Source organism: Sporosarcina sp. P12(2017) (genome assembly GCF_002743035.1).
Lineage (GTDB): Bacteria > Bacillota > Bacilli > Bacillales_A > Planococcaceae > Sporosarcina > Sporosarcina ureae.
On the sequence record NZ_PDYL01000017.1, the window covers coordinates 1 to 25,038 of the forward strand.

Consider the following 25,038-nt stretch of genomic DNA (forward strand, 5'->3'; position numbering starts at 1 on the left):
ATGAGGAGCCTGTAAAGAATGTTCTAGCGAGAAATTTTAACGGCCAGGAAGACTCGCTGTGGTGGTAAGTGATTTAACATACGTTAGAGTCACCGGAAGATGGAATTATGTCTGCTTATTTGTTGATCTCTTTAACAGGGAAATCATTAGCTACAGCGGGGTCCAAAAAAGACCGCTAAGCTTGTCTACCAAGCCTTATCCAGCATTGAACGCAGCTTGGATCGCTTTCAACTTTTCCATACAGATCGTGGTAGTGAATTTAAAAATCAACTTCTTGATGAAGCATTGAAAACCTTTGGCATTAGACGATCACTTAGCATGAAAGGGTGTCCGTACGATAATACCGTCGCAGAAGCGATGTTCAATGTAGTCAAAACAGAGTTTATTAAGCAAACGACCTTTACTTCTATTAATCAGCTAGAGTGTGAGCTACAGGACTATGTGAATTGGTTCAATCGAGTTCGAATTCACGGAACGCTGGATTATCAAACACCGATTGAGTATCGATTAAAGACCTTATAAAATCTGTCCGATTTAGTGTTGACAATACACAAGTTAAACAACGAAGCATAGTGTTTATTAACATTTATTTTATGGCTAGTCCTACAAAAATATTTAAAATTGAAAAGAGAGGGTTTTAATATATGCGTAAAATTATATACTTTGATGAAGGTTCAGCAACAGATATTCTACTAATGGAACATGGAGGACAAATTTCCTCAATTGATGAGAAGAAAGGGACAGTTAGTTTAAAAGGAGAAGCTGTTGGAGAAGTTTCAGCTGGGGCAAGTACTGGATTCTTAACTATTGTTAAAGCGGCTTTTAATGCAAAAGTAAGTGCAAATGTTTCTCATAGTAGAGATACACTGGCTACTAAAACAGTCACAAATACAATTCTAACTGATTTTGTGAACCTAAAAGAAAAATTAGTCGAAAAGAAAACAATTGAAATACTTGAAGGATATAAAGTCACAGCCCTAAAAGATTCTTTTGCATTTATGAAAATGTATGCACCTTATATGAAAATATTTAGAGAAGGTTCAGAAGCAATAGAAGAACTTAAAGATCTTGATTTACAAAACGTTGATGAAATTCTTACAGCAGCTAAGGGATACTACGAAATGGTTGCTTTCAAAAACCAAAAAGAAGTAGTTCTTCGTTTTAATATTAATGCATTTAAAAATGCGTATATGCTAACAGACTTACCCAAAATGAATCTAACCTTTGTTGCAATAGAAGTTGGAGATTGTAATAAAGAAGATCTTATTATGCAGAATGAATTATCAGGTGATTCCCCTTCTGTTGACTCATTAAAAGTATCGGCTATTATGGGGAATAATCAGGTCCCACAGAATGGAACAATTACAAAGCTAAAACTGTATGATGTGATTTTAGCTGGGATAGGTGAAATCCAAAATGAAGATTAATATTTTTTATGGTCCGATGAAGGAGTTTAATTCAAAGATCCCAACTGAAGATACTATAAGCCTTTCAGAAATGGTTAGATGGAGTGATGCTCGCCGCTCTAATCCCATTGAAGACGAATTAATTGGTACTTATAATTACCTAACAATTTCTACTGAGGAATATGGTGGAGTGACAGATGCATTTATTGAAAGATTTATCATAAGCATCTTGATTTACCAAAATCGTTTAGGCTACACAGAAATTTTTCTTCATAATCCACCTACACGTGTTTATGATCAAATCCAAATTTACAAAAACCACTTTGAACTTTTAATACAATGTACCTCATATCCGAGAACTACTAAGAAAGCCCTTAAAGAAATCAAAGACAACTTTAATAAAAAAATATTAGGTCAAGATCAAGCGAAAATCGAGATTCTTACAGCACTTTATGATTTGTCAAACAATTATGACTCCAAACCTAAAATTATAATGCTATATGGTCCGCCAGGTGTGGGAAAAACCGAAACTGCTCACTTCATCAATCAAGCGATTAATCAAGATAATAGACTTCTAAGAAAGCAATTTTCCATGTATCATAACGACAGTTTCTACAGCTATATATTTGGAGATAGAACCAATTCATTTGCAAAAGATTTAATAGATCGAGAATCCAATGTTATTTTACTTGATGAATTTGATAAGTGTAATAATATCTTCTATAGTGCTTTTTATCAATTATTTGATGAAGGAATCTATGAGGATAAATACTATCAAGTAAACTTACAAAATGCGGTTATTCTGTGTACTTCAAACTATTTATCAGAATCAGACATAAGAAAAAATCTAGGGGACGCAATTTTTTCACGATTTGATGCTTTTATAAAATTCCAAGCGTTTTCAAATGAAGTGAAAGAACAATTGATAGATAATATTTTTAATGAAGAAATCTCTAAGTATCCAGAAGAGGATATTCAAATTATTTCACAATTTAATATTCCAAATCTATTAAGCCAGCACTTGTCAGCTATTAATAATGTACGTGATATAAGGAGATATATTACACAAATGATTGCTACACCCCTGATTGACAATATATAAGCTTAAAATCAAAACAAGGTAGCTGTGTGAGAAACAAACGTGAATGTTTAAACAATCATAAAAATTTCACGCTCAGGTACCTATTATTAAAAGAGGTGTCGTTATGGAAGGTTGCCAGAATTGTTATTATCCAGGTTTATTTAAAGTGTTTTCCGATATATTATATGAAGATTACGTGCCTGGAGCTGTACGAGTAAATGAACACATAGATGAAATTGATGGTAAATGTTTTGTATGTAATGAAATTCTACATGATGATGATTACATTATTGATGATAAAGATGTTTTTTTAGAAGAGTCGCTTAAGTATTTGGCTAATGAAATTAGTAAAGAAATATATGAATGTCAGTACTGTAACTGGACAATAATTCCTTATGTGCAGCAGTATGAAGACCCACTAACATTGAAAATAATTAGCGAATTAGTTGATGAATATTTTATCCCAAGTGATTTACAGTTAAAAATTTATGAATTGTTACGTTGCGATTGTGGAAATCATGTAACGCAAGATGATCCCTATGTTTCTAAGGAAGAAATGAATGAATGGTTCAATAATGAAGTTGAATTTATTGTTGAAACCTTTAATATTTCTGGAGATGAAACTGATGACTTTATACAGTACCTTCAAGAAAATCCGATGTTAGGCTTGGCTCATCCTGTTGGTGTTAAAATATTTAATAAAGTTAATCATGAACTCCAGGGCACAGAAAAAGTCGAAGGAGGATCTAAGTATTATCGGGCAAGAGCTAGAAACAAGTATCAAAGACTTGTGCCATTTATAGAAGAGGAATTATGGAATCCTCCTATTGGTATCCCGCAACAAGGTCGGTATAATCCACCAGGTGTTACTAATTTGTATTTAGGTGAATGTAAAGACACTATATTAATGGAAATTTCGCCATCAAAATTAGACATTGTGGATGTTGCCGAATTTATTGTTACCAGAGACCTTAAAGTGTTTAACTCCACAAAAACTGATATTGATATCTTTACTGGAATGTTGAAAGAACCAAATGGCTTCTCTAATTCATACGAATATATATTCCCTAATTTTTTAGCGCAATGTCTATCGTATCACGGTTATGATGGTATAATTTATGCAAGCGTTAAAAATTCAAGTGCACTCAATTTGTGTTTATTCAATGTAAAGCGTAATGAGGATATCCGTATGAATGCTATTTTTACAAATACAAACTTTTCTTCGGAAAAGGATCTTTTTGGCATCGAGCCTAAACAAGAAACTATAGTTATTGAAAATACAAAGTCTAAAGATTTAACTCTCCCGTTCTAGCTGGAATGTAAAGGTTATATATACTTCAAAGGGCTGAATATAACAATTAACAATTATAATTCCACTAGTAAAAATTAAGGATGAATAGATTAAGATTAAGGGGGATGGTTATGATTGAAAAAACTGTAAATGAAAATATTAATCATAATAGAGAAAAAGACTATATTAAAAAAGGATATATCAAAACATATCACTTATACTATTTACTCGGCATAGCGGTTATTATCATTATACTACTTACATCATTTATTTTTAAATCCTCGGAATATGCGGGTTCTATGTTAGCTTTTGCTGCCACATTAAGCTCTGTTCTATTAGCTGTTATTGCTATAATAATAACTTTGATTGATGTGTCTGGTCAAAAACAAAATGTTTTCGATATGAAGAAAGAAATTGAAAGATTAAGTGAGATTGTTAATAAATCATCAAGTTTTTCTAAAGAGCTAGATAGGGGATTAACGAAAATAGAGAATAGATATCAAGAGAATACTAATTTGTTATCATCCTTATATAAGTTAGTTGAAGAAAGTAAATTAGATGATGAACCAGAAGAATTTTATGAAAAAGCCAAAAAATTGTTTGGGAATAATATTGATAACTATAACAGGATTAAAAATTCAGTGGAGTTTAAAAAAACTATGCAAGATTTAAGGATTTTTGTATATGAGAATCCTGGGATGAAACCTACTGAGGTAATTAATCATTTTTCTGAAAGTTTTCCGAGTTATGTATATTTTTATCAAAATGCATTAGACCATTTAATTTTCAGTGAAGAATTTGAGTACGATGAAAACGGTGGATTAAAAACCGATTTACCATTTTAAATCTATAAAACAAGGTACCTATGTGAAAAACAATCGTGAATGTTTGAACATTCATAAAAGTTTCATGCACAGGCACCTTTATTATCTGCCCTCATCGTATCATAATTACCTGTATTTGAATAAGGTACCACGTCCCAACACAACTCCAACACAATTCGGGTAGCCGAAAAGATGAAATAGAATAGAAAAATATAGCTGTTTGCAACTCACAACATTGAGTGCAGATCCTACGTAATACTTCCAACTAAGTGACGGAAGTGTCCACCAATGAACAGTAATACGTGAGTGAATTTCTTCTCGCTTGAAATTCCACCAACCAAAGAAAAACTAAGGTACCTGTGTGTGAAACAAACGTGAATGTTTAAACAATCATCAAAGTTTCATGCACAGGTACATTTAATTTTGCTGTACAGGTTTTTTCTTTATAAAAATTAGTAAAGTAAAATCTCATGTTATAATTACCATAACCTTGCAAACAAATTAAAAAATCAGAAAGCGGGCGATTATTCTGTTTACGATTAAAAATTTTGTAGATAATGAGAATGTAAAAGTCAGGGAGGAGCTAGGCCCTTTTAAAGTAGTAGAGTTTCAAAGAGAGTTAAGTATCGATCATGCTACGGCCCAATCGGCATATTATGCATCTGAAATGAATGTAAGAAGAAGACAGCTAGTTTGCGATGTCAGTCAGTCCAACATTACGATTCAGGCAGGGGCCATGCAATGGATGGCCGGAGAAGTAAAAGCGACGACTGGCCTTAAGGGCGTAGGAGATTTTATTGGAAAAACGATTCGGGGTAAAATGACTAAAGAATCGAGCATCAAACCGGAGTACACGGGCACCGGTACACTTGTTTTGGAACCAACGTATAAGCATATTTTGCTACTGGATGTTGACGAGTGGGATCAGTCACTCGTCATGGAAGACGGACTCTTTTTAGCTTGTGATTCAGGATTAAAACACAAGGCCGTGATGCGTTCGAATCTTTCTTCTGCAGCAATGGGCGGGGAAGGTCTTTTTAATCTGGGGATTTCTGGGCAAGGAACGATTGCACTGGAATCTTCCGTAGCGAGAGAGGAACTTATAGAAATCGAGTTAGAAAATGATGAGTTGAAAATCGATGGGAATATGGCGATTGCTTGGTCAGGCGGTTTGGAATTTACTGTCGAACGTTCTGGAAAAACACTTATGGGTTCGGCGGCTTCAGGCGAAGGATTGGTAAATGTCTACCGCGGAACAGGAAAAGTATTAATGGCACCGTTCCTTCAATAAATTCGGAACACCAGATTCTGTTGGAATAAGATGCCTGTGTAAGAAACTTTCATGAATGTTTAACCATTCATGAAAGTTTCGCGCGCAGGTATTTTTAATTTCATGGAATATGTTAGGATAAAGTAAAAAGGGAAGGGGAGTTTGAATTGAAAAAGATGAATAGTGCATTGGGAGCGTTTGTTATCCTTGGGCTATTGTTAGCGAGTTGCGGAACGGATGACGAAGAAACGAAGCAAGTCGATGCACCAGTACAACAAGTCGAGCCCGCACAAGACAATGAGTCAAAAGGCGAAGTGATGGAACGTCCACCAATGGTCAACGAATTCAATGAAGAAACCGACGACCTGGAAGGAGCTTTCTTCTCGGAATATTCAAGCATAAAAAGTTTCGTTGAAAGCTCCGTAAATGACATGAAAGAGGGATCTGACTATCGAGAGAGATTTGCGCATGCTGAACAATTTCTTGCTGAATCGACAATTACGTATATCGGATATTTCCACGAAGAAATTGAAGAACTTGGCATGACTGAAGACTTCGAAGAACTAAAGACGGCCGCAGCAGAACTAATTGAGAAGTTTGGGACAAGCGGCGAACATCTTGAAGGGTATGAAACGAAGTATATGGAATTCGAAAATAAAATGAAGGACGTCTATTCAAAAATATAAATAGGCGTTCTTTTAAGAATTAGGATACCTGTGTGAGAAACAAACGTGAATGTTTAAACAATCATGAAAGTTTCAAGCACAGGTAGCTTTCATCTGAGTAGCTTTCATCTGGGTATTTTTTGAAACTAATTCTCCATTCTCGCGTCTATACGCTGATTACCACATTAGATGCTGAAATTTAGAGAGGACGAGAATAAATGATAAGAAAATTACTGACAATAGTTGGCGCATTGTTACTTGCTTGCAGCTTGTCTTTATCGGGTACAGCCGCGAGCAAACAACCGTTTCCAGACGTGCCATCAACGAAACACTTTGCGGAAGCGGTCAATGAGTTGGCAACGCGTAATATTATAGGAGGTTATCCCGACGGTACATTCAAGCCAGGGAATAATATTACGAGAGGACAGGCTGCCGCGATTATTGTGAAGATGATTAAACTGGATATGAACCATGTGAAAAATCCAGGCTTCAAAGATGTATCGAAGGCAAATGGCTACTACAACGCCATTGCCGCACTTGCGGAAGCTGGGATTATCGGCGGATACGAAGATGGTCGCTACGGCCCCAATGACCCCGTTAAACGAGGCCAGTTTGCGTCCATTCTTGTCAAAGCATTTGATTTGCCGCGTTATGATTTCTACGGAATGAAAAATCCTTTTAAAGACATCGCGGGCAACCAGTCTCACAGTGCCAACATTTTGATACTTCATCGGCTTGGAATTACGGGTGGCATTGCGCCGGACCGTTTTGGTTTGAATCAGCCCGTGACGAGGGGACAAGCAGCTAAGATGATGAAAGCAGCAGAAGATGGAAAACCTGCGATGATTTCATTTACAGCGGAAGAGCTTGGGATGGATGGCATGTATTCAGTGATTTGGAAAGAGAATCAGGACGTGTACGAGTCGATTGTCACTCGCGACACAGCGTATGGGCCGGGCAGACTGCAACTTATTGCATTGAAAGAAGGAACTGCGACACTGAATGTCAGCGGATATAACGGAGACTCGCCGATGAATGAGGAGGAGGAGATCTACCGGAAATATTATGTACATGTTAAAAAAACAGATGACGGACTGAAACTATCGATTGAGCAAACAGATGATTACTTGCCGACAGAGGCACCGCTGGAATTGTCTAAAACTGAGAAAATCAAGAAGATCAGTCTTTATTCAGCAACCGGTGATTTGCTAGATGGTGACGCATCTTTCCATATATGCAAAGAGGATCAAAAGACTTGTATAACGATTCGCCAGCCGGGCAAATATTATGCCGTTGCTCAATTGGCGAACGGTGAAGAAATCCGCTATGCGATTCAGATGAAAGAGCCGGAGCATGCCTATTTTCATTACGACATGGATGTGTTGAGAGAGCGTCCGTCTTATACATTCAACGTGGAAGAGCTGTTTGAAAAGAATGGGTATTATGATAAGAAAGCAGCACGGAATATCGGGAAGCACACTATCGTTACGAAAAATGCAGAAAACATTGCAACAATTAAAAGAGATCCCCACACGAATGTATTTCATGTGACAGCTAAGAAAGTCGGTACAGTTGAAGTGAAGTTTGAAAATCCCTTTTATTTTAGGGGTGAAGTGGGCGACGGGGTGTCAGGTATGATTACTGGCATGGAAATAAAGGTCCGTGATCTGAATGGTTTGATTCATATTTCCGCTTCACAAATTTATGAACTTAATTATTAAATAAGGTACCTGTGCGCGAAACAAACGTGAATGTGTAAACGATCATGAAAGTTTCATGCACAGGTATTTTTATTAAGATATTACCCAGAAGCCCAACTTCTGAGTAATATCTTTTTTACATACATTCGTACCAAAATCCCCCAAAAGACAAAATCCGCAACTTTCAAACACCCCCATCGTCAATACTATGCTATATTCAACAAATAAAACTCCGCAGCAATAAAGAAGGTGAATCCTATATGAAAAGATCCGAATATAAAGAACTACAGCGTAAAAAAACGCCAATAAAGAAAATTAGTCTGAAGAAAAAGATCATCCGTTTCGCATTCATCGGTGTACTGCTTGCCGTCCTTTGCGTGCTACTCGTGCTGAATGTCTTCATCACATTCAGCGATGTAAGTAAACTCGAAGAACCCGCACCACGATCGACGGTTATTTACGATCCGGACGGAGAAGTCATCCGTAAGGTTTCGAATTCGACTATTGAAGGTGTGCTAATTGATCAGATTCCGAATACGCTGGTCGAAGCCGTCGTGTCCGTGGAAGATCAACGGTTCTACAAACATCATGGTATTAATTATTTTAGGATGGGGCGCGCTTTGCTCGAAAATGCGTTCAAAGGCAAAATCGTGGCAGGGGGTAGTACGATTACGCAGCAGCTTGCGAAAAATGTCTTTTTGACGCAGGAGCGTACGTACTCGCGTAAATTCAAAGAACTGATTCTCGCAAAGAAGATTGAACGAGTGTATTCGAAAGAGGAGATTATGGAACGTTATCTTAACCAAATCTATTTCGGTGACGGGGCGTGGGGTGTTCAACGTGCGGCGCAAACCTATTTCGGTAAGGATGTCAGTGATTTGACGTTGAGCGAATCTGCGACCATCGCAGGTCTCATTAAAGCACCGTCGCATTTAGCGCCTACTGAAAATATGGAAAAGTCGGTGAACCGACGTAATTTGGTGTTGTCGCTAATGCTGCGTGAACAGTATATAAGCCAGCAAGAATACGATGATGCGATTGGACAGAAGGTGGTACTGGGCGAATCGACAGTGCCGGATTATGAAGAGAAATATCCGTATTATATCGACCGTGTAGTGGATGAAGCGGTGAATATGTACGGTTTGACGAGAGATGAAGTGCTGTCGGGCGGGTTGCATATTACGACAGAAATCAATCCGGTCGTCCAGGATGCGCTGGAAGAAGTGTATGCGGATGATAGCTATTTTCCGAAGAGCACTCCAGATCAACTCTTGCAGAGCGCCTCTGTTTTCGTGAATCCTAAAACAGGCGGAATCTTGGCATTAGTCGGTGGGAGAGGAGAATATACGCAGAAACGCTTCAATAATGCGACTGACCTCATCCGGCAGCCCGGATCTACGTTAAAACCGCTTGCCGTTTATACTCCTGCACTTGAGAAAGGATACCATATGTCGGATTTGCTTGTGGATGAACCGATCGATATGGATGGATACTCTCCGAAAAACTTTGATCAGCAGTATAGAGGGGAAGTTAGCATGTACGAGGCGCTCGCCCAATCGTATAATATCCCTCCCGTCTGGCTATTGGATCAGATTGGCATCCAAGAGGGCGTGAGTGCAACGAAACGGTTTGGGATTTCATTGGAGAAAAATGACCGTGCACTTGGATTGGCCTTGGGAGGATTGGTCAAAGGCACTTCTCCTTTGCGGATGGCCCAAGCGTTTTCCGCGTTTGCGAATGATGGAGTAATGAAGGAAGCGCATGCGATTAGAGAAATTAAAGATTCGGAAGGAAAAGTGCTTGGAAAGTGGCAAGGAGAGTCTGTACAGGTGACAGATGCGGAAGTTGCCCAGCAAATGACCTATATGTTGCAAGGAGCTGTAAAGGAAGGCACTGCCAAAAAAGCACAAATTTCCGGTGTGGACGTGGCGGGGAAGACGGGCACCACACAGCTTCCGTTTGAAGGAGTGGACGGTTCAAAAGATCATTGGTTCGTTGGCTATACACCCGATATTGCCGGTGCGGTCTGGCTCGGATATGATCAAACAGACGCCGACCATTATTTAACCTCCACCAGTAGCTTTACCGCACCGCCCATTTTCGCGCAGGTTGTTTCAAAATCAGCTAGCGAATTGACTGCAAAGGAATTTGATTTATCGTTAATTGATGAAGAAATAAAAGAGCTGAAGAAGCAGAAGAAAAAGACCAAGGAAGAAAGAGAAAAGAAGGAGAAGAAAAAAGAGAAGGATGAGAAGAAAAAAGAGTTTTGGGAGAAGGTTGAAGAGTGGGGCCGGGAATGGTTTAATTAGGATAGCTGTGTGAGAAACAAACGATGCATATCACGATTGAAAGTTGATTTCGGTTTAATGATTTTATTGAATGCAAAAACAAATACATTGCTCGAAAAGAAGATTGGAAATCCGATCTTCTTTTTAGCATGAAAAATGATAATCGCTTAGAAATGAATGATGAAGGGACGAATTATTATAAAAAAGACATTTGCATACACAAATGAATTACCATCATTACCTATACCGCCATTAACGAATACAAAAGAGAAACTTCTTGAATGGGTTGAACCTCTTGTAAACGATCAACAACTTGAAGAAACTACGAAGGCTGTTAATCATTTCTTCAAAGTGGATGGAGACGCAGAAAGACTTCAAAAAAAATTGTACGAATTGGATATCAACATGGAAGGTAGTTGGTTAAAGCCTTTATGGGATGATATGTATTTGAAATTCCGCGAACCTTTGCCAACGGGCATGCATTTCAATATTTTATTGGATAATAAAAAGCATGAAAATCGATATACGCGTGCGGAACTTGCGGGAAAGGTAAGCCGTTTAGTCACGGAATTCTATCATTTAATAATTGATGGCGAAGTAGCGCCCGTCGTAAAAAATGGTGTGCCCCAAGATATGAGTCAATATAAGAAGTTTTTTAAGTCCATTCGCATTCCAAAAGTAGAAAGGGATGAATTTAGACTAGCGGCATTCGAGAAAAGAAATAACCATATCATTATTTTATATAAAAGAAATATGTATAAAGTGAACGTAACAAATAGTGAAGGTGAAATTTATCAGAGTCGTGAAATCGCAACCGCAATTGAAAGAACCTTTCAAGAAGAGCAAAGTGAAGGAGCCAACGTAGGGATTTTTACAACTGCGAAAAGAGACGAAGCTGCGAAGATATATGATCAACTCACCGTATCTAAAGTGAATGCGGATCATCTACAAGCGATAGCGGATTCGCTAATTGTCCTCTCTATGGATGAAGAAAGTAGTAATTCCGAAGAAGCGATTGAGAACTTAATGTTAAATGGAACGAACAAATACTTTGATAAAACCATCCAAGTAATCCTCACTAATAAAGGTGAATTGGGTTATAGCATCGAGCATTCTTCGGTTGATGGTACAACGATATTTGCTGTCATTAGCTATGTAAATGAAGGCCTGGAAAGTGAAGAGCCTGAAACCATATATACGGCTGAACCCACTCTAATGGAAAAACAACAATGGGAATTATCCGCGGAGATGGTGAAGTCATTAATGAGATGCGAAAAAGATCATGCGAGAGTCAAAAAAGAGTTTTCTATTAAAACGACAACCTTCAATAGCTTTGGTTCAGATGAAATCAAAAAAATGGATATTAGTCCGGACGCTTTTTTTCATATGGCCTTACAGATTGCACAGTACAGAACGTTTGGCGTATGTAGTAGCGTTTATGAACCCGTTTCAGTCCGTGCATTTTATGAGGGAAGAACAGAATGTGCGAGAGCGACCAGTATGGAGAAGTTAAATTTGGTGAAAGCGCTAGAAAACGGGGAAGAGAGTCATGAAGTGTTATATGCCTTAATGCAAAAGGCGAGCGCGGCTCATACAGATCGAATCATAAGGTGCCGTAAAGGATTCGGTGTTGAAAGGCATATGTACGGCCTGGAGCAAATGTATAAGTTGCACGGGGGAGACATCGGTATGACGGATATGCCTGCACTCTTTAGCGACACTGGCTATTTGACAATGCGTCATGATTTTATTTCGACAAGTGGTATGGCTTATGACAATGTAAAGTATCGGATATTCGGCCCAGTCGTTGAAGGCGGTTTTGGGCTCGCTTATATTTTATTAGATCAAACGATTTCTATTAATATCTCCTCCCATGCTGATGAAGCAGATCATGCGCAGAAGTTAACAAATCATTTGGTAGATGCATTTTTAGAATTAAGACAGATTGCGAACCGTATTCTTTAAATACTTGAATGCTAATACCTCTACAAAAACTCCGTTGGTTTATATAAACTACCGGAGTTTTTGTGTTGGCAGTTTTCTTTAAAGAAACTTTGAAACTATTCCAAGATTCCCGCGTCTGTAAGGTGCTTCGATGAAAATGAAGAAGAACTCAATAGACAACGGAAAGGGAGAGAACAAATGAAAAAGAAATTATCTATCCTATTTGGTACACTCTTACTTGCGTGCAGCCTACCATTATCTGGAACGACGGCAAGCGAGCAGCGGTTTTCGGATGTACCGGATACGAAACACTTTGCGGAGGCCGTGAATGATTTTGCAGCGCGTGCTATTATCGGAGGCTACCCCGACGGTACATTCAAGCCGAGTAACTCGATCACGCGGGGACAGGCGGCTGCAATTATTGCGAAGCTGTTGAAACTAGATACGACGAATGTCAAAAACCCCGGTTTTAAGGACGTCAGGATGGCCAATGGCTACTACAAGGCTATTGCGGCATTAGCGCAAGCGAATATAATTGGCGGCTATCCAGACGGTAGTTATGGTCCCAATGATCCGATTACCCGTGAACAGATGGCCTCGATTTTAGTAAAAGCATTTGACTTACCGCGTTATGATTATCAACAGATGGATAATCCATTCATTGATTCAAAAAATCCGTCTCATGAGAAAAATATTTTGATCCTTTACAAGCTCGGCATCACGACAGGTACTACACCGAACACATACAGCCCGAAAAATCCGATCACTAGAGGGCAGGCAGCTAAAATGATGAAAGCTACTGAAGAAGTGAACGTCCCGATGGTTACGGTCAAAGCAGAAGATTTTGGGTGGGAGCGTATTGCCTGGGTCGGCTCGAGTGAGATGAACTCTGGTGTTTTCCAAGCTATACATCTACGAGGCAAGGATACACCGAACGGCTATACCGGTGATCGTGTTCAATTGATTCCGATGAAGGAAGGCAAGGGAGCGATTAGTTTTAGAAGCAACTCTCGTGAGGGGACGGAAAGGTATAAAAAGTATTATGTGCATATCAAAGAAGTCGATGGGGAATTGAAGTTGACTTTGGAAGAAACGACGGATTATTTTCCAGCAGAAGCAGAACTGTCTTTCGATGCGAATGACATTCAACATATTTCCTTCACGACAATGGACGGGAAGAAGTTATCTGATGATGTGAAGTTTACGTCATGCGAGAATGGCTACGGAACATGCATCCAGATGGACGGGCCAGGTCAATACATTGCGACTGTCCATTTGAAAAATGGAGACGAGGAACGTCATGGGATTGAAGTGAAACCTACGGGTACATTTTATTATAAAGTGGAGACGTTAAAAGAGCAGTATGTGTCAACGTATGACCGCGGAAATTTTGATATAGGAAAGCATACAATTCGGGCGGAAAACTATGAACAGCTGGTAACGATTACTAGAGATCCAGGAACGAACTTTTTCACTGCCCGACTTACGGGTGATAAAGAGGGATTCATCCGTATTGAATTTGAACGGGGAGAACGTTCAGAACTCTATCAGGAAACGGGTATTTACATTAGTATTCGTAAACTAGGTTCCATCATGAATATTGAAATACACAGAGACGGCTATACGACGGATATGTGATAGATTGCTGTGCTTGAACTAAAAACAAGGTACTTGTGTGAGAAACTATCTTGAATGTTTAAGCATTCGTGAAAGCTTCAGGCACATGTACCTTTAATCAATATCTACTTATATCGCATTCATGGTAGTATAAACCTATACGCGGTAATAAGGAGTGGATGAATGTGCAGATAATCGAATATATTCAGGGGCCGTGGAGGGCAGTGGCACTGCTTATTATCACTTTGGTCCCTTTTTTTCGTATTGCGCTCAATTCGTATAATATGAGGCCTATTGAAAAATTACGTTTAACGGTGAGTGAGCGGTTCACCGTGTATTTCGCACAATGGGTGATTCTGTCCGCTTTGACTGGTACGGCCCTGTTTATGCTGGTGTTTGGGGGTGTGAGTGGGATGAATGAAGAAGGGGACGATCCGCTTTTAGGATTGTCCTGGGAGCTGCTGGCCGGGCAGTCGTACGCTCTTGCGGGGATCTTTGTGTTTCTACTGCTGTTCATCGTCTACGGATTCTTTTCCATGGTTAGTGTGAAGTCGTCATTTCATATAGTGGATGAAGAGCCGCTAGAGATTGTGAAGAAAGTGAATAAGCATACATTCCTGCTGCAGGCGAAGGACGGTCGGTACTTATTTTATTCGGAAGAGCGGCTGCATCATGTGAAGTTCTATGAAGAACTGTGCGATCCGCCGAAGAATATGTCATTGCTCACACGGTTATATGGCTGGAAGATCCCATGGTTCGGGGTCACGGTTGTTCTGTTAGTAGCAGGGGCTGTATTCGGGTTCTTCAACTGGATTAGCGTAGCCGGATGGCTGATCGCCATCGCGGTGTTCGGGTTGCTAGTGCTCGGTGCAATTGTGAAAAACTATGAGGATATTCAGAGATTGAGTATTAATTAACTGGTAAGGAATTGTTAGTGAGGTGCCTGTGTGAGAAGCAAACGTGAATGTTTAAACTTTCAAGAAAGTATCAAACACAGGTACCTTTTATTGCTTAGAAACAGTTCTGAATTGATTTGAAGTTATGTGGGTACCTGGCACCTTACATACTACGCGTGATCACTCTGACCTATCACACTTATATAAACATGAACGATTGAACCTAATTGTCTTACTTCTATAAGAATGCCTTCAACGTAATAAGGGTAGCATTCTCCATAACCCAATCCTTCACATTCACCTATTCGATATATTATATTCTCGAAAGATACTGCAACGTTGCCATGTTTCTTTCCGGTAGCACGAAAAGTATTAGTTTTAGACTCATGCGTCACGGTTGCAATTTCTTCATAATTCTCACCGACTATTGTATGTGTACCTATGTTAAAGTCCTTGCCTATTTCAATTTCTGCCATGCGTTTTTCTGCAAGAGTCTCTATTTTGTATTCAAAGTTGTCCTTGGTCGGTTGTACCCGTATTCCGTACCGTTGATTTGTCCCGTCTTTATAGGTAACGGTTGCGATATACTCACCGGCTTTGTTGATTTGAAATTCGACATTTTCTTTCTCAATGACAAACGATGTATTGTCAGATAGTAATTCACCTTCCATAGTGGAAAGTGCAACCTTCTTTATTTCATTCTTATTATATAATTTGACCTTTGCGCTAAAAATATCATCCGTTTCCGTCAACGATACTTTTAATTCACCATTTACTTTTATGACATCAACATAATATTTCATCTGAACGGAATTATCGGAATTCTGACCCGAAACAATAATACCGTCTCTACCTTCTTTCACAGGAACAAATTGAATTTTGTCTTTAGAATAGCCTTCCTTACCTTTAACTAGAATGCTTTTCACGACATCTTGGTGTAATGAATTCGTACGGATTCTATCGATGGCAGTTAAACCAAAATCATCCGGTTGCATAGTAAGTATGTTCTGAGGTTTCAGATCTTCTGTCGATTTCAGCATTTTAGCCGCCTGTCCGCGTGTAATAAACGCGTTCGGGCTGAACGTAGTAGGGCTTGTTCCGGTCGTGATACCGAGTTTGTAGATGATGAGTACATCGTCTGTAATACCGCTTGGATCTTTGAACGGGTTGGAAACAGCTGTGTCACGTGGCAAATCAAAAGCTTTTACTAAAATCGCAGCCATATTCTTACGATTAATTGGATCATTCGGCTTGAAAGTGCCATCTTGATACCCCCCAATTACTCCTTTTTCTGCCAATGCAGAAATTGCTTTGTAGAAACCGTGTGAGGTAGAAACATCCTTGAAACGTGGATTTTTAACCTGGTTTGTATCGACTCCAGTCATTTTAGCAATAATGGCTGCAGCCTGTCCTCGTGTAATCGAGTTGCCCGGTTTGAACGTACCGTCCGGATATCCTCCGATAATATGACGAGCAGCTAGGTCATTGACCGCTACCGCAAAATGCTTACTCGGTGGAACGTCAGGAAATGGCTGCTTTTCTGCAGCTGCGCTAGTGATCGGCAAACTGGCAGCGAGCAATAGTGCTCCTAGGCATACTTTAAATTTGTTTTTCATTTTTAAACTCCTCTCCATTTCTATGATGTGATCCATCAATCAGCGTACAGACGGAGAATAGTAAAAAAAGTTTCAAAAGAATGTAAATAATGTATTAGGCATAACACAAAATCTTGTATTCCACTATCACGCACTATGCAATTTTCTATCATCATCGTGCCAAAACATACTAATTCAATAATTAATTACCGTACATTAACTCCTCACCACTACTAAAATCGAGAACAGGTGGAATGTATGGTTCTTTTTCTGGTTTCTTAGTATCAACTAGCTCATTGACATAGTTTTCGAAGTTTGTTGCGTTAAACAAAGTAGATGGTCTTAGGAACGCATGGAATTTAGGAAGGTTCAACCACTGCTTCGTCTTTAAGTCGATGACACGAATAAAGTCTTCCTGTGTGTAGCCTTCCTTGATTCGGCCGTTGATGAATTTACGGGTAGCAGCGGACTCCGCTTTAAAATGTTTACCGGTTTTGTCATTCAAGTACTGTATCACAGAATGTGCGACGTCGAGATTCTTCTCGACAATGGTTTTATTATTGTACTTCTTAAGTTCTTTGGTTATAGGCCGTCCCATAGTGGGATACGCCGTCGTCCCAGTGTGGGTTTGCACCGCGTCCAATTGTGAGTTGATTGACGTTTCATGTTGAGCTGGTAGAGTGTCCACTTTTGGGTTGACCGGTATCTCATTTGGCGTATACGAAAATGGCAGCTTTTCATAATCGATTCGATACCATTTGGTGTTGTCGATTTTCATCTTATTGTGCTTGGAAGTGGAGATCAGATACTCTTTTTGTTCCAAGTCGTACGTGATTCGTTTAATCGTGTTTAGCGACCAAAACGGAAATTCTTCCATCCAGTCGTCGTATGTATTGAACACCCATTTATGACCGTCACGAACGTTTTTTGAAATGTTCAAACGGTAGTGAAGTTGTTGCAAGAATAGCGCAGCGTTCAGTCCTACTTTCATTGCCAATGAAGGTAATAGTGGAATCGGATCTTCGTTAATTAATAATTTCATCTGGTGGTCCCCCTCGAGTATAGTGATGTAGGAGTATTCATTTAGTACTCCTCATACTTCATATAGAGAGTATTTTTAAAAAGGATACATGGTTATTAAAAAAAGATGAAAGGGACATGAAGTATTTCTAATTGGAATTTGCAAAACAACGTACCTTTAATTGAGAAACCTTCTAATCTCGGTGTTTAACTGATAAGATTGAAAAAAATCACTTTGAAGGGTCGGCATTGTATGAGTAAAGAAAACAATGTAAATAAGCAAGAATTTACGCTAGCTGAGAAAGCATTTGATTTATTTGTAAATGAAGAAATTGATATTTCATTAGAGGATATAACAAGATTAATAGAACTTGCACCCAACGTAAAAGATATGTTTTCAAAAGCAGTGGATGCGAATTTTGGTTCATCAAAAGACATATTTGATTTATTAAGGAATATTATTGAAATTTATAAAGATGAATTGAAAAGAGAAGATCTCAGTCAAGAACAAAGAGAAAAAATTTACGATAGAATAGATCAGCATGCTAAGGATGCACATCAACATGATGATAATAATAAAAAGTTTATCAATGGATTAACTGGCGTAGCTTTAACAGCAGTAGTCGGTACGGTTATAAAATTTGGACCGCAGATTATTAGATCTGTGATTAAGAAGTAAAATGAAAATAATATCAGGTCCCCACACAAATCAGAAACAATTCTGAATTGAACTAGAGTTGTGTGAGGACCTGGTACCTTTACAAAGAAGACACGGAACTCTCAGGAGTTTCGTGTCTTGTTTTACGTAGACGGAAAAAAGGGTATAGATTCTATAAGAGAACCCATAAATGGAAGATAGTCATCAACAAACTAGTAATTTGTCATATGTGAGTGATGATCATCATATACATATAGAGTGTGCAAAAATGTGAGTACATAAAGGGGGTAGAACGATTGTTGAAGAAGTGGATGGCGGCATGTGCGATTTTTCTACTAGCGGTTACCGGAACGATGCAGTCTGCAGAAGCTGCAAGTTTTAAGGACATGAAGAAGAATAGTTCTTCATTGTATGTGGAAGTGAATTACCTGGCGGACCTCGATATCATTAGCGGGTATCCGGACGGTAAGTTCAAGCCGAATGAGCCGATCGCAAAGAAGCATATTGCGGCTATGCTTGTCAAAGCGCTCGAGTTGCCGATGACGGATTTGGCGGACCCGGGATACAAGGACGTTCCGAAAACGCATACTTATTACAATGAAATAGCAGCAGCATACAAGGCGGGACTGTTTTCTAAGGCAACTAATTTCAAACCGGAGTCCAGCATATCACGTGCATTTATGGCGCGGTTGATGAGCAAGGCATTTCATTTGAAGGTTCAAAATAAAGCGGATTATATGCCATCGTACAGTGACGTGGGAAGAAATTCGGACTTTCATACCGATATTATGAGAGTATCGACTAATAACGTCGCTACCGGTTATCCGGACGGGACATTCAAGCCGAATCAGCTGATCACCCGTGCGCATTTCGCCGCATTCCTAACCCGCGCGATGACAGCAAGGACGATGAATATTATGCCGGACGCTGGTTATACGTACTATTACACGGACGGCTCCAGCACATACCGCTACAATCATGAGGGCAAAGAAGAGAACGGCCTGGACTACTGGCGCATTACCAATGAGACGGTATATGAAGACATTCCGCGACTCGGTTTTGTGCAAGATTCCTCGTACTACGGAGAAGGATACGATGACTGGGCCCATTTCGATCAATATATTCCGCATCCTTTCGTGGTAACGCAGATTCATCATCATGATGATATAGGGCCGGTTGGTTACGGGAACGGCTGGATCACCTCTACGAACGGGAAGAAAACAGTTCGCGGTACAGAGTATCGTGGTGTGCTAGTCGTTGAAAGTTACTTCCCGTGGAGTAAAGAAACTGTGATCGAATACTACGCAAAAGATATTGGCTTGATCCAGCGAGTGGACAGTTCGGGCAATGAGCTGTACGGACTGGTGAAGCGTGTGAAAAAATAAGTGCACGGACTTGGTCCTCAAACAATCTCAGAACTATTCCGAATTGCTTGGGGACCAGATCCTTTACTAAATGAACTATGTATATATGTAAGATTCCTGTCCATACTATATAACGCAAAAGAATTCACATTCCAAAGTAGCTCAGCGGTAGAGCAATCGGCTGTTAACCGATCGGTCGCAGGTTCGATTCCTGCCTTTGGAGTACATAAAAAACTCTCCCGACCAGCTATGTGCGGTCAGGAGAGTTTTTGCTTTGCACGGACATACATGGTTGTTTAGAAGGCGCCTCATTCATCATCCCATGCTGTTCCGTTGACACGTTTTTCACTCATCAGTTCACTGACGGTCCCCAGACGAAAACCTTTTTCTGTGATTTGTGTAATCATATCTTCCATTCCTTCAGCTACAGGTTTGGTCGGGTGCATTAAAATCATCGTGCCGTTCTCTACTTGAGATACGACCCTGTTCACCATTTCATTAGTCGCCGGCTTTTTCCAGTCGACTGTATCCACCGTCCATAAAACCGTATGCATTCCCAGCTGGCTTGCAGTTTCCACCGTTTGCTGATTAAAACTGCCGCTTGGCGGACCGAACCACTTGGGCGATGTAATCCCGAGTGTTTTCATGATGACTTCATTTGTCTTTTTTAACTCTTCCATTGTTTCAGCTTCTGATTTCTGTTGTAAATCGGGATGGCTGTAGGCGTGGTTTCCAATTTCATGCCCCTCATTGTGAATCAATTTAGCTAAATCGGGATTTTTACTTACCCAGCTGCCGTCGAAGAAGAAGGAGGCTTTCGTTTTATGCTTCTTCAGTACATCCAAAATTTCAGGAATATATTCATTACCCCAGGCAACATTAATTAAAAAAGACACCATCGGTTTATCGGGATTACCTTTGAAAATGGGGTGGGGGCCCACATCTTTCAAATGAACAGAGGGGGAAGTTTCTTTGAACACGACTTTAGATTCATCCAATTTGCCAGTCGTTTTCATTTTCTTGTAACTGGCTTCCAGATCCACTTCCAGTCCATTGTAGCCCGGGATGGCTTTCCAAACTCTGTCGACCTTTGCATCCACCGCGGGGATATGATGCGCCTTGCTGAATGATTCTAATTCTGTCGTCAGTCTGTCTTTGCCATTTTTAGATGCGGAGGCAGTGCTTACTAGATTCGTATCTGCTCCCCCATGATTGGCGAAAAGAACTAGGTAAAGTAATCCTATACAAGCAATGAAAGAAATAAGCCCAAAACGTTTCAGTTTCTATCACCTCATCTTTAGTTTGTAGTGTTTCCTGAACTTGAATAAGTATGCTTGATTTGAGGAAGTGATAGAGCAGGGATTTGAATCATTTTGACAGGTATTGAATAGATCATTACTCGTTGTAAAATGATCCATGCTGCAGGATATCGAAAATCCATTTTATTGCAGAAAAAAACGGGTTATATAAAACCCATTCCGAATTAAAATAGCCTTCCTGTCACCACATAACTCAAGAGCAATTCAGAATAGTGCCTGAGTTGTGTGATGCGATTAGAAACTGGTACCTTTTGCTAATTGGTAGGATAGCTTCCGGTCGTGTGACAGGTCCGCGAATTGGTTTGCCGTTTTCGCATGGGGGGATGCCAGTTTCTCCACAGCAAGCCAGAATTGAGAATTATAAAACAGGAGCCACCGCAAAATCAGTTTGAGCTGATTTCTGAGGCGCCTCCTGTTTGTGTTATCCAATCTTAGGCTAAGGTTTAGACAGTTTCAGCAGTTAGCGAACGAAATGGGTCATCACTTAGTCCTGCTTCTACTACTAATTTAGCATATTCTTGTGCCGCGAATAGTGAATGATCGCGGTAATTTCCGCATTCGAGTGCAGAAACAGCGGGAATATGTTCAGTTTCAATTACTTTTTTAAGTACTGTTGTAAGTGCCGCAGCAACATCTTTTGGTTCATGTTCATTCCAGATAATCATATAAAAACCTGTTCGGCAGCCCATAGGAGAAATATCGACGATTCCTTCTAGTTCATCCCGCAAGTATGTGGCAAGTAAATGTTCTAGTGTGTGTATCGCTGAAGTAGGGATTGAATCGTGATTAGGTTGTAAAAAACGTAGATCATATTTCTGTAATACACTCCCCTTTTCATGTTGTTCTGTGCCAGCCAATCTTACATATGGAGCCTTTACTTTCGTATGATCAAGTAAAAAACTTTCGACTAATGCCATTGTTATCATCCTTTCCGTAGTTGATATATAAACTATCACAACTTCACTAGTGTTGTAAATCAATATTTAGTAATATTAAGAAAATTGAATTATTACATTGACAGCCTCTTGCGGCTGGGATATTATATTTATAATTCCGATATGACTTATTGGTATTGTTTAAATAAAAATCATTTAAAAATTGTTTTTAGGAGAATAAAAGATTTATCATACAAAATGAATTGAGGTGGATTTGAAATGACAGTAAAAGAAGTGAAGAAAGGAAATGCATTTGCACTTTTACCATTAATTATTTTTGTAGCGCTCTTTATTGGCGCTGGTGTATTGACGAAGGACTTTTCGAATATGCCGCTGAACGTCGCAGTGATTATTGCTTCTGCAGTTGCTTTACTAATGAATCGAAAAGAAAAATTCGAGAATAAAGTGAGTATATTCACGAAAGGCGCAGGCCATCCAAATATTATGTTAATGGCAATTATTTTCATACTGGCAGGTGCTTTTGCGACGGTCGCAAAAGGCATGGGCGCTGTAAATTCTACTGTTAATTTAGGATTGTCTCTACTGCCTGCAAATCTATTGATGGTAGGACTTTTTGCTATTGGCTGCTTCATTTCAATCTCAATGGGAACTTCAATGGGGACAGTTGTAGCTTTGGCGCCAATTGGAATTGGTATCGCAAGCCAGACGGATATCCCGGTGGCACTGACGATGGCAACGGTGATCGGCGGGGCGATGTTTGGAGATAATTTATCGATGATTTCAGACACAACCATCGCAGCAGTCAGGACCCAACATACAAAAATGAAGGATAAATTCAAAGTGAACTTTTTTATAGTATTGCCGGGTGCCATTTTAACAGCGATTATTCTGGGTGTTATTACGCGGGGAAATAAAGCTGAAATCGGTGCGGATTTTCATTATGAACTAATAAAGATTCTTCCGTATATTGCCGTATTGGCTGCGGCATTAGCGGGCGTGCATGTACTGATTGTTTTAATTGGCGGTACGATTTTTGCCGGTGGTGTCGGATTGGCTGACGGGTCTTACAGTTTTGGCAGCTTCTTAAAAACGATAGGTGAAGGATTAATGAGTATGGAAGATCTAGCGATTATTGCAGTCTTGATCGGTGGTCTGGTGGAGGTTATTCGGCATAATGGCGGGATTGATTATCTTCTGTATACTGTAAACAGTAAAATAAAATCGAAAAAAGGTGCGGAATTTGGGATCGCAGGATTGGTCAGTGCGGCAGCAATTGCTACTGCCAATAATACCATTTCAATTGTTGTTACAGGTCCATTAGCAAAAAGTATTGCTGATGAGTATGAAATTGATCCAAGAAAGTCAGCAAGTCTACTCGATACATTCGCTGGCAGTTGGCAAGGAATTCTACCTTATGGAGGGCAAATGCTTGCAGCGGCCGGACTTGCAGCGATTTCACCGGTAAGTATTATCCCCTACTCGTTTTATCCGATTTTAATGGGGGGTTGTGCAATTCTTGCGATCCTTATCGGATATCCGAATCTAGGCAGAAAGAGTAAAGAAGTGAAACAGGTCGCTACAGTGCCTGTAGAGGAATAAAATAAATTACTTACGCATTATGTTTTCCAGTTTTATAATAAAGAAGGCATTAGGAAAACAACAGACTACTCATAAACTTCATAAATAGTAGAGAAGGTAACCATTCAGTCAGCTGATGTGGTTACCTTTTTTGAATATGAATTTTCTCTCAAGGTTTGAAACTTTTCTAGTAATTTCCCGTCTATACGCAGCTAAGAGAATAGGGTGTTTAGAGAGGATGATAGAAATGAAGAAGTTATTTGCTGTAGTGGGTGCATTCTTACTGGCATGCAGTTTGCCGTTATCAGGGGCTGCAGCTGGTAAGCAAATGTTTTCTGATGTGCCGCCGTCGAAGCATTTTGCGAATGCGGTGAATGAGCTAGCCGCGCGTAACATTATAGGAGGTTATCCGGACGGAACATTCAAGCCGGGGAATTCGATTACGCGCGGACAAGCTGCAGCGATTATTGCGAAGATGATTGGTCTGGATACATCATATCGAATAGAACAGAAATTTAAAGATGTACCCGCATCATATGGTTTTAATAGAGCGATTGCGAGGATGGCGGAAGAAGGAATTATCGGTGGGTATCCAGATGGTAGTTTTAAACCGGATGAGCCGATTAAGCGTAAAAATATGGCTGCGATCCTTGTGAAAGCATTCAAATTACCTCATGATGTAGAGGTGAAAAACCCGTTCAAAGGAGAAGTCGGCATTACAAATGACGTACTGGTTATTTACAAGCTCGGTATTACTTCGGGTACTTCACCTACAACATTCAGCCCGAACGCATCGATTACGAGAGGGCAAGCCTCAAAAATGCTTGTGGCGGCGGAGCAGGTAGTAATGAAGAATGCTGTGACGGTGAAAGCGGGCGACTTAGGATGGCATGCGATGACGGCGGTTATCGATGATCAAGTGAATCCGGACGTATTTCGTGCAGTAAAAGTGAAAGGGAAAAATGACACGCTAAGTCAAGTTCAATTATTTCCGGTCAAAGAAGGAACAGGAGGAGTTGTCATTTGGGGAAGAGACGCAGAATTTAATATGAAGTATCAAAAATATTATGTTCATGTGAAAAAAGAGGGCAGCGAACTACGTTTGACGTTAGAAAAAACAGATGATTCTCTGCCGAATGAGGTAGCGCTCAATACGAAATATAAACCCGTAAAAAATATTGCCCTCGCCAAGAAAGACGGAGAGAAAATCTCTGATGACGTAGCGATTGTAAGAAATGAATACAATTTCACGTATATTATGATGGAACAGCCGGGAGAGTATATCGCGACGGTCCTCTTTGAAAATGGAGAAGAAGTGCAATACAGTGTGTGGGTTCATGAAAGTGAAGACAGCTTTTTATATGGTGCATATGCCCAGTAGGTATGACAGGCTGATTATTAACCGAGTCTATAAGTGATTTTAATTGTGGAAAGACACTGTCTGGCGGTACGTTACGCTCTTTATGTAGTCGAACGTTACCTAACGGAAAATTGTAGTGTAGGTACTCGATTAGGGAGATTCAATAGCAATCATGAATAGTCTGAAGTTGTAATAGTTAAAGGTCCCTATGTGTGAAACGAACGTGAATGTTTCTCACATATGGACTTTTTATTAATGTGAAAGGT

Annotated in this window: 19 protein-coding genes, 1 tRNA gene and 1 pseudogene; 17 read left to right on the forward strand and 4 right to left on the reverse strand. The window is 39.8% G+C overall.

All coding sequences use genetic code 11. The features are described 5' to 3' along the window. From CSV80_RS13390 to CSV80_RS13445, 12 genes and pseudogenes are all read left to right on the forward strand, one after another. Positions 1 to 522: pseudogene (locus tag CSV80_RS13390) on the forward strand (IS3 family transposase); the annotation flags it as partial. A 122-nt stretch (positions 523 to 644) separates the two neighbouring features. Next, positions 645 to 1,427, forward strand: coding sequence for a DUF6414 family protein (locus tag CSV80_RS13395; RefSeq protein WP_099671137.1), 783 nt, complete (start codon positions 645 to 647; stop codon positions 1,425 to 1,427). Then, complete coding sequence (locus CSV80_RS13400; protein WP_233201594.1) at positions 1,417 to 2,508, forward strand: AAA family ATPase; 1,092 nt, start codon at positions 1,417 to 1,419, stop codon at positions 2,506 to 2,508. Before CSV80_RS13395 ends, CSV80_RS13400 begins: the two co-directional genes overlap by 11 nt. A gap of 103 nt (positions 2,509 to 2,611) precedes the next feature. After that, positions 2,612 to 3,799 carry an RES family NAD+ phosphorylase gene (locus CSV80_RS13405; RefSeq protein WP_099671138.1) on the forward strand — a complete coding sequence of 396 codons (1,188 nt, stop codon included), beginning with the start codon at positions 2,612 to 2,614 and terminating at the stop codon, positions 3,797 to 3,799. Positions 3,800 to 3,909: 110 nt separating this feature from the next. Then, a complete protein-coding gene (locus CSV80_RS13410) occupies positions 3,910 to 4,623 on the forward strand; it encodes a hypothetical protein (protein WP_099671139.1) in 714 nt (237 codons plus the stop codon). Positions 4,624 to 5,269: 646 nt separating this feature from the next. Continuing rightward, entirely contained in the window at positions 5,270 to 5,893 is a 624-nt protein-coding gene (locus CSV80_RS13415) for an AIM24 family protein (RefSeq protein ID WP_233201595.1), read from the forward strand. A 146-nt stretch (positions 5,894 to 6,039) separates the two neighbouring features. Beyond that, the gene (locus CSV80_RS13420; RefSeq protein ID WP_099671141.1) at positions 6,040 to 6,558 is read left to right on the forward strand and encodes a hypothetical protein; all 519 of its coding nucleotides are present in this window, start codon (positions 6,040 to 6,042) and stop codon (positions 6,556 to 6,558) included. Between the two features lie 197 nt (positions 6,559 to 6,755). Next, positions 6,756 to 8,258: an S-layer homology domain-containing protein gene (locus CSV80_RS13425; RefSeq protein WP_099671142.1), complete on the forward strand. Its 1,503-nt coding sequence runs from the start codon at positions 6,756 to 6,758 to the stop codon at positions 8,256 to 8,258. Positions 8,259 to 8,497: 239 nt separating this feature from the next. Beyond that, complete coding sequence (locus CSV80_RS13430; protein WP_099671143.1) at positions 8,498 to 10,546, forward strand: transglycosylase domain-containing protein; 2,049 nt, start codon at positions 8,498 to 8,500, stop codon at positions 10,544 to 10,546. Between the two features lie 159 nt (positions 10,547 to 10,705). Continuing rightward, complete coding sequence (locus CSV80_RS13435) at positions 10,706 to 12,490, forward strand: choline/carnitine O-acyltransferase (protein ID WP_158231904.1); 1,785 nt, start codon at positions 10,706 to 10,708, stop codon at positions 12,488 to 12,490. Positions 12,491 to 12,667: 177 nt separating this feature from the next. After that, a complete protein-coding gene (locus CSV80_RS13440) occupies positions 12,668 to 14,107 on the forward strand; it encodes an S-layer homology domain-containing protein (protein ID WP_099671145.1) in 1,440 nt (479 codons plus the stop codon). Positions 14,108 to 14,271: 164 nt separating this feature from the next. After that, on the forward strand, positions 14,272 to 15,003 hold the full coding sequence (locus tag CSV80_RS13445; RefSeq protein ID WP_099671146.1) for a hypothetical protein: 732 nt from the start codon (positions 14,272 to 14,274) through the stop codon (positions 15,001 to 15,003). A 149-nt stretch (positions 15,004 to 15,152) separates the two neighbouring features. Here the strand turns inward: CSV80_RS13445 and CSV80_RS13450 are convergent, their stop codons facing one another. After that, positions 15,153 to 16,598, reverse strand: coding sequence for an S-layer homology domain-containing protein (locus CSV80_RS13450; protein WP_158231905.1), 1,446 nt, complete (start codon positions 16,596 to 16,598; stop codon positions 15,153 to 15,155). Between the two features lie 181 nt (positions 16,599 to 16,779). Continuing rightward, a complete protein-coding gene (locus CSV80_RS13455; protein ID WP_099671148.1) occupies positions 16,780 to 17,619 on the reverse strand; it encodes a conserved phage C-terminal domain-containing protein in 840 nt (279 codons plus the stop codon). A 231-nt stretch (positions 17,620 to 17,850) separates the two neighbouring features. Between CSV80_RS13455 and CSV80_RS13460 the strand changes: the two genes are divergently transcribed. The 3 genes from CSV80_RS13460 (at position 17,851) to CSV80_RS13470 (ending at position 19,842) form a co-directional block, all read left to right on the forward strand. Next, positions 17,851 to 18,276: a hypothetical protein gene (locus tag CSV80_RS13460; protein ID WP_099671149.1), complete on the forward strand. Its 426-nt coding sequence runs from the start codon at positions 17,851 to 17,853 to the stop codon at positions 18,274 to 18,276. 275 nt (positions 18,277 to 18,551) lie between these two features. Next, positions 18,552 to 19,640, forward strand: a complete 1,089-nt coding sequence (locus CSV80_RS13465; RefSeq protein WP_099671150.1) for an S-layer homology domain-containing protein — start codon at positions 18,552 to 18,554, stop codon at positions 19,638 to 19,640. A 130-nt stretch (positions 19,641 to 19,770) separates the two neighbouring features. Beyond that, positions 19,771 to 19,842, forward strand: a tRNA-Asn gene (locus CSV80_RS13470). 85 nt (positions 19,843 to 19,927) lie between these two features. Here CSV80_RS13470 and CSV80_RS13475 read toward each other — a convergent pair. Continuing rightward, positions 19,928 to 20,899 carry a polysaccharide deacetylase family protein gene (locus CSV80_RS13475; RefSeq protein WP_099671151.1) on the reverse strand — a complete coding sequence of 324 codons (972 nt, stop codon included), beginning with the start codon at positions 20,897 to 20,899 and terminating at the stop codon, positions 19,928 to 19,930. Between the two features lie 482 nt (positions 20,900 to 21,381). Beyond that, positions 21,382 to 21,855 (reverse strand): S-ribosylhomocysteine lyase, encoded by a 474-nt coding sequence (locus tag CSV80_RS13480; protein ID WP_029055074.1) that lies wholly within the window; start codon positions 21,853 to 21,855, stop codon positions 21,382 to 21,384. Positions 21,856 to 22,092: 237 nt separating this feature from the next. Between CSV80_RS13480 and CSV80_RS13485 the strand changes: the two genes are divergently transcribed. After that, complete coding sequence (locus CSV80_RS13485; protein WP_099671152.1) at positions 22,093 to 23,433, forward strand: Na+/H+ antiporter NhaC family protein; 1,341 nt, start codon at positions 22,093 to 22,095, stop codon at positions 23,431 to 23,433. A 226-nt stretch (positions 23,434 to 23,659) separates the two neighbouring features. After that, positions 23,660 to 24,793, forward strand: a complete 1,134-nt coding sequence (locus CSV80_RS13490) for an S-layer homology domain-containing protein (RefSeq protein WP_158231906.1) — start codon at positions 23,660 to 23,662, stop codon at positions 24,791 to 24,793. Positions 24,794 to 25,038: the final 245 nt, after the last annotated feature.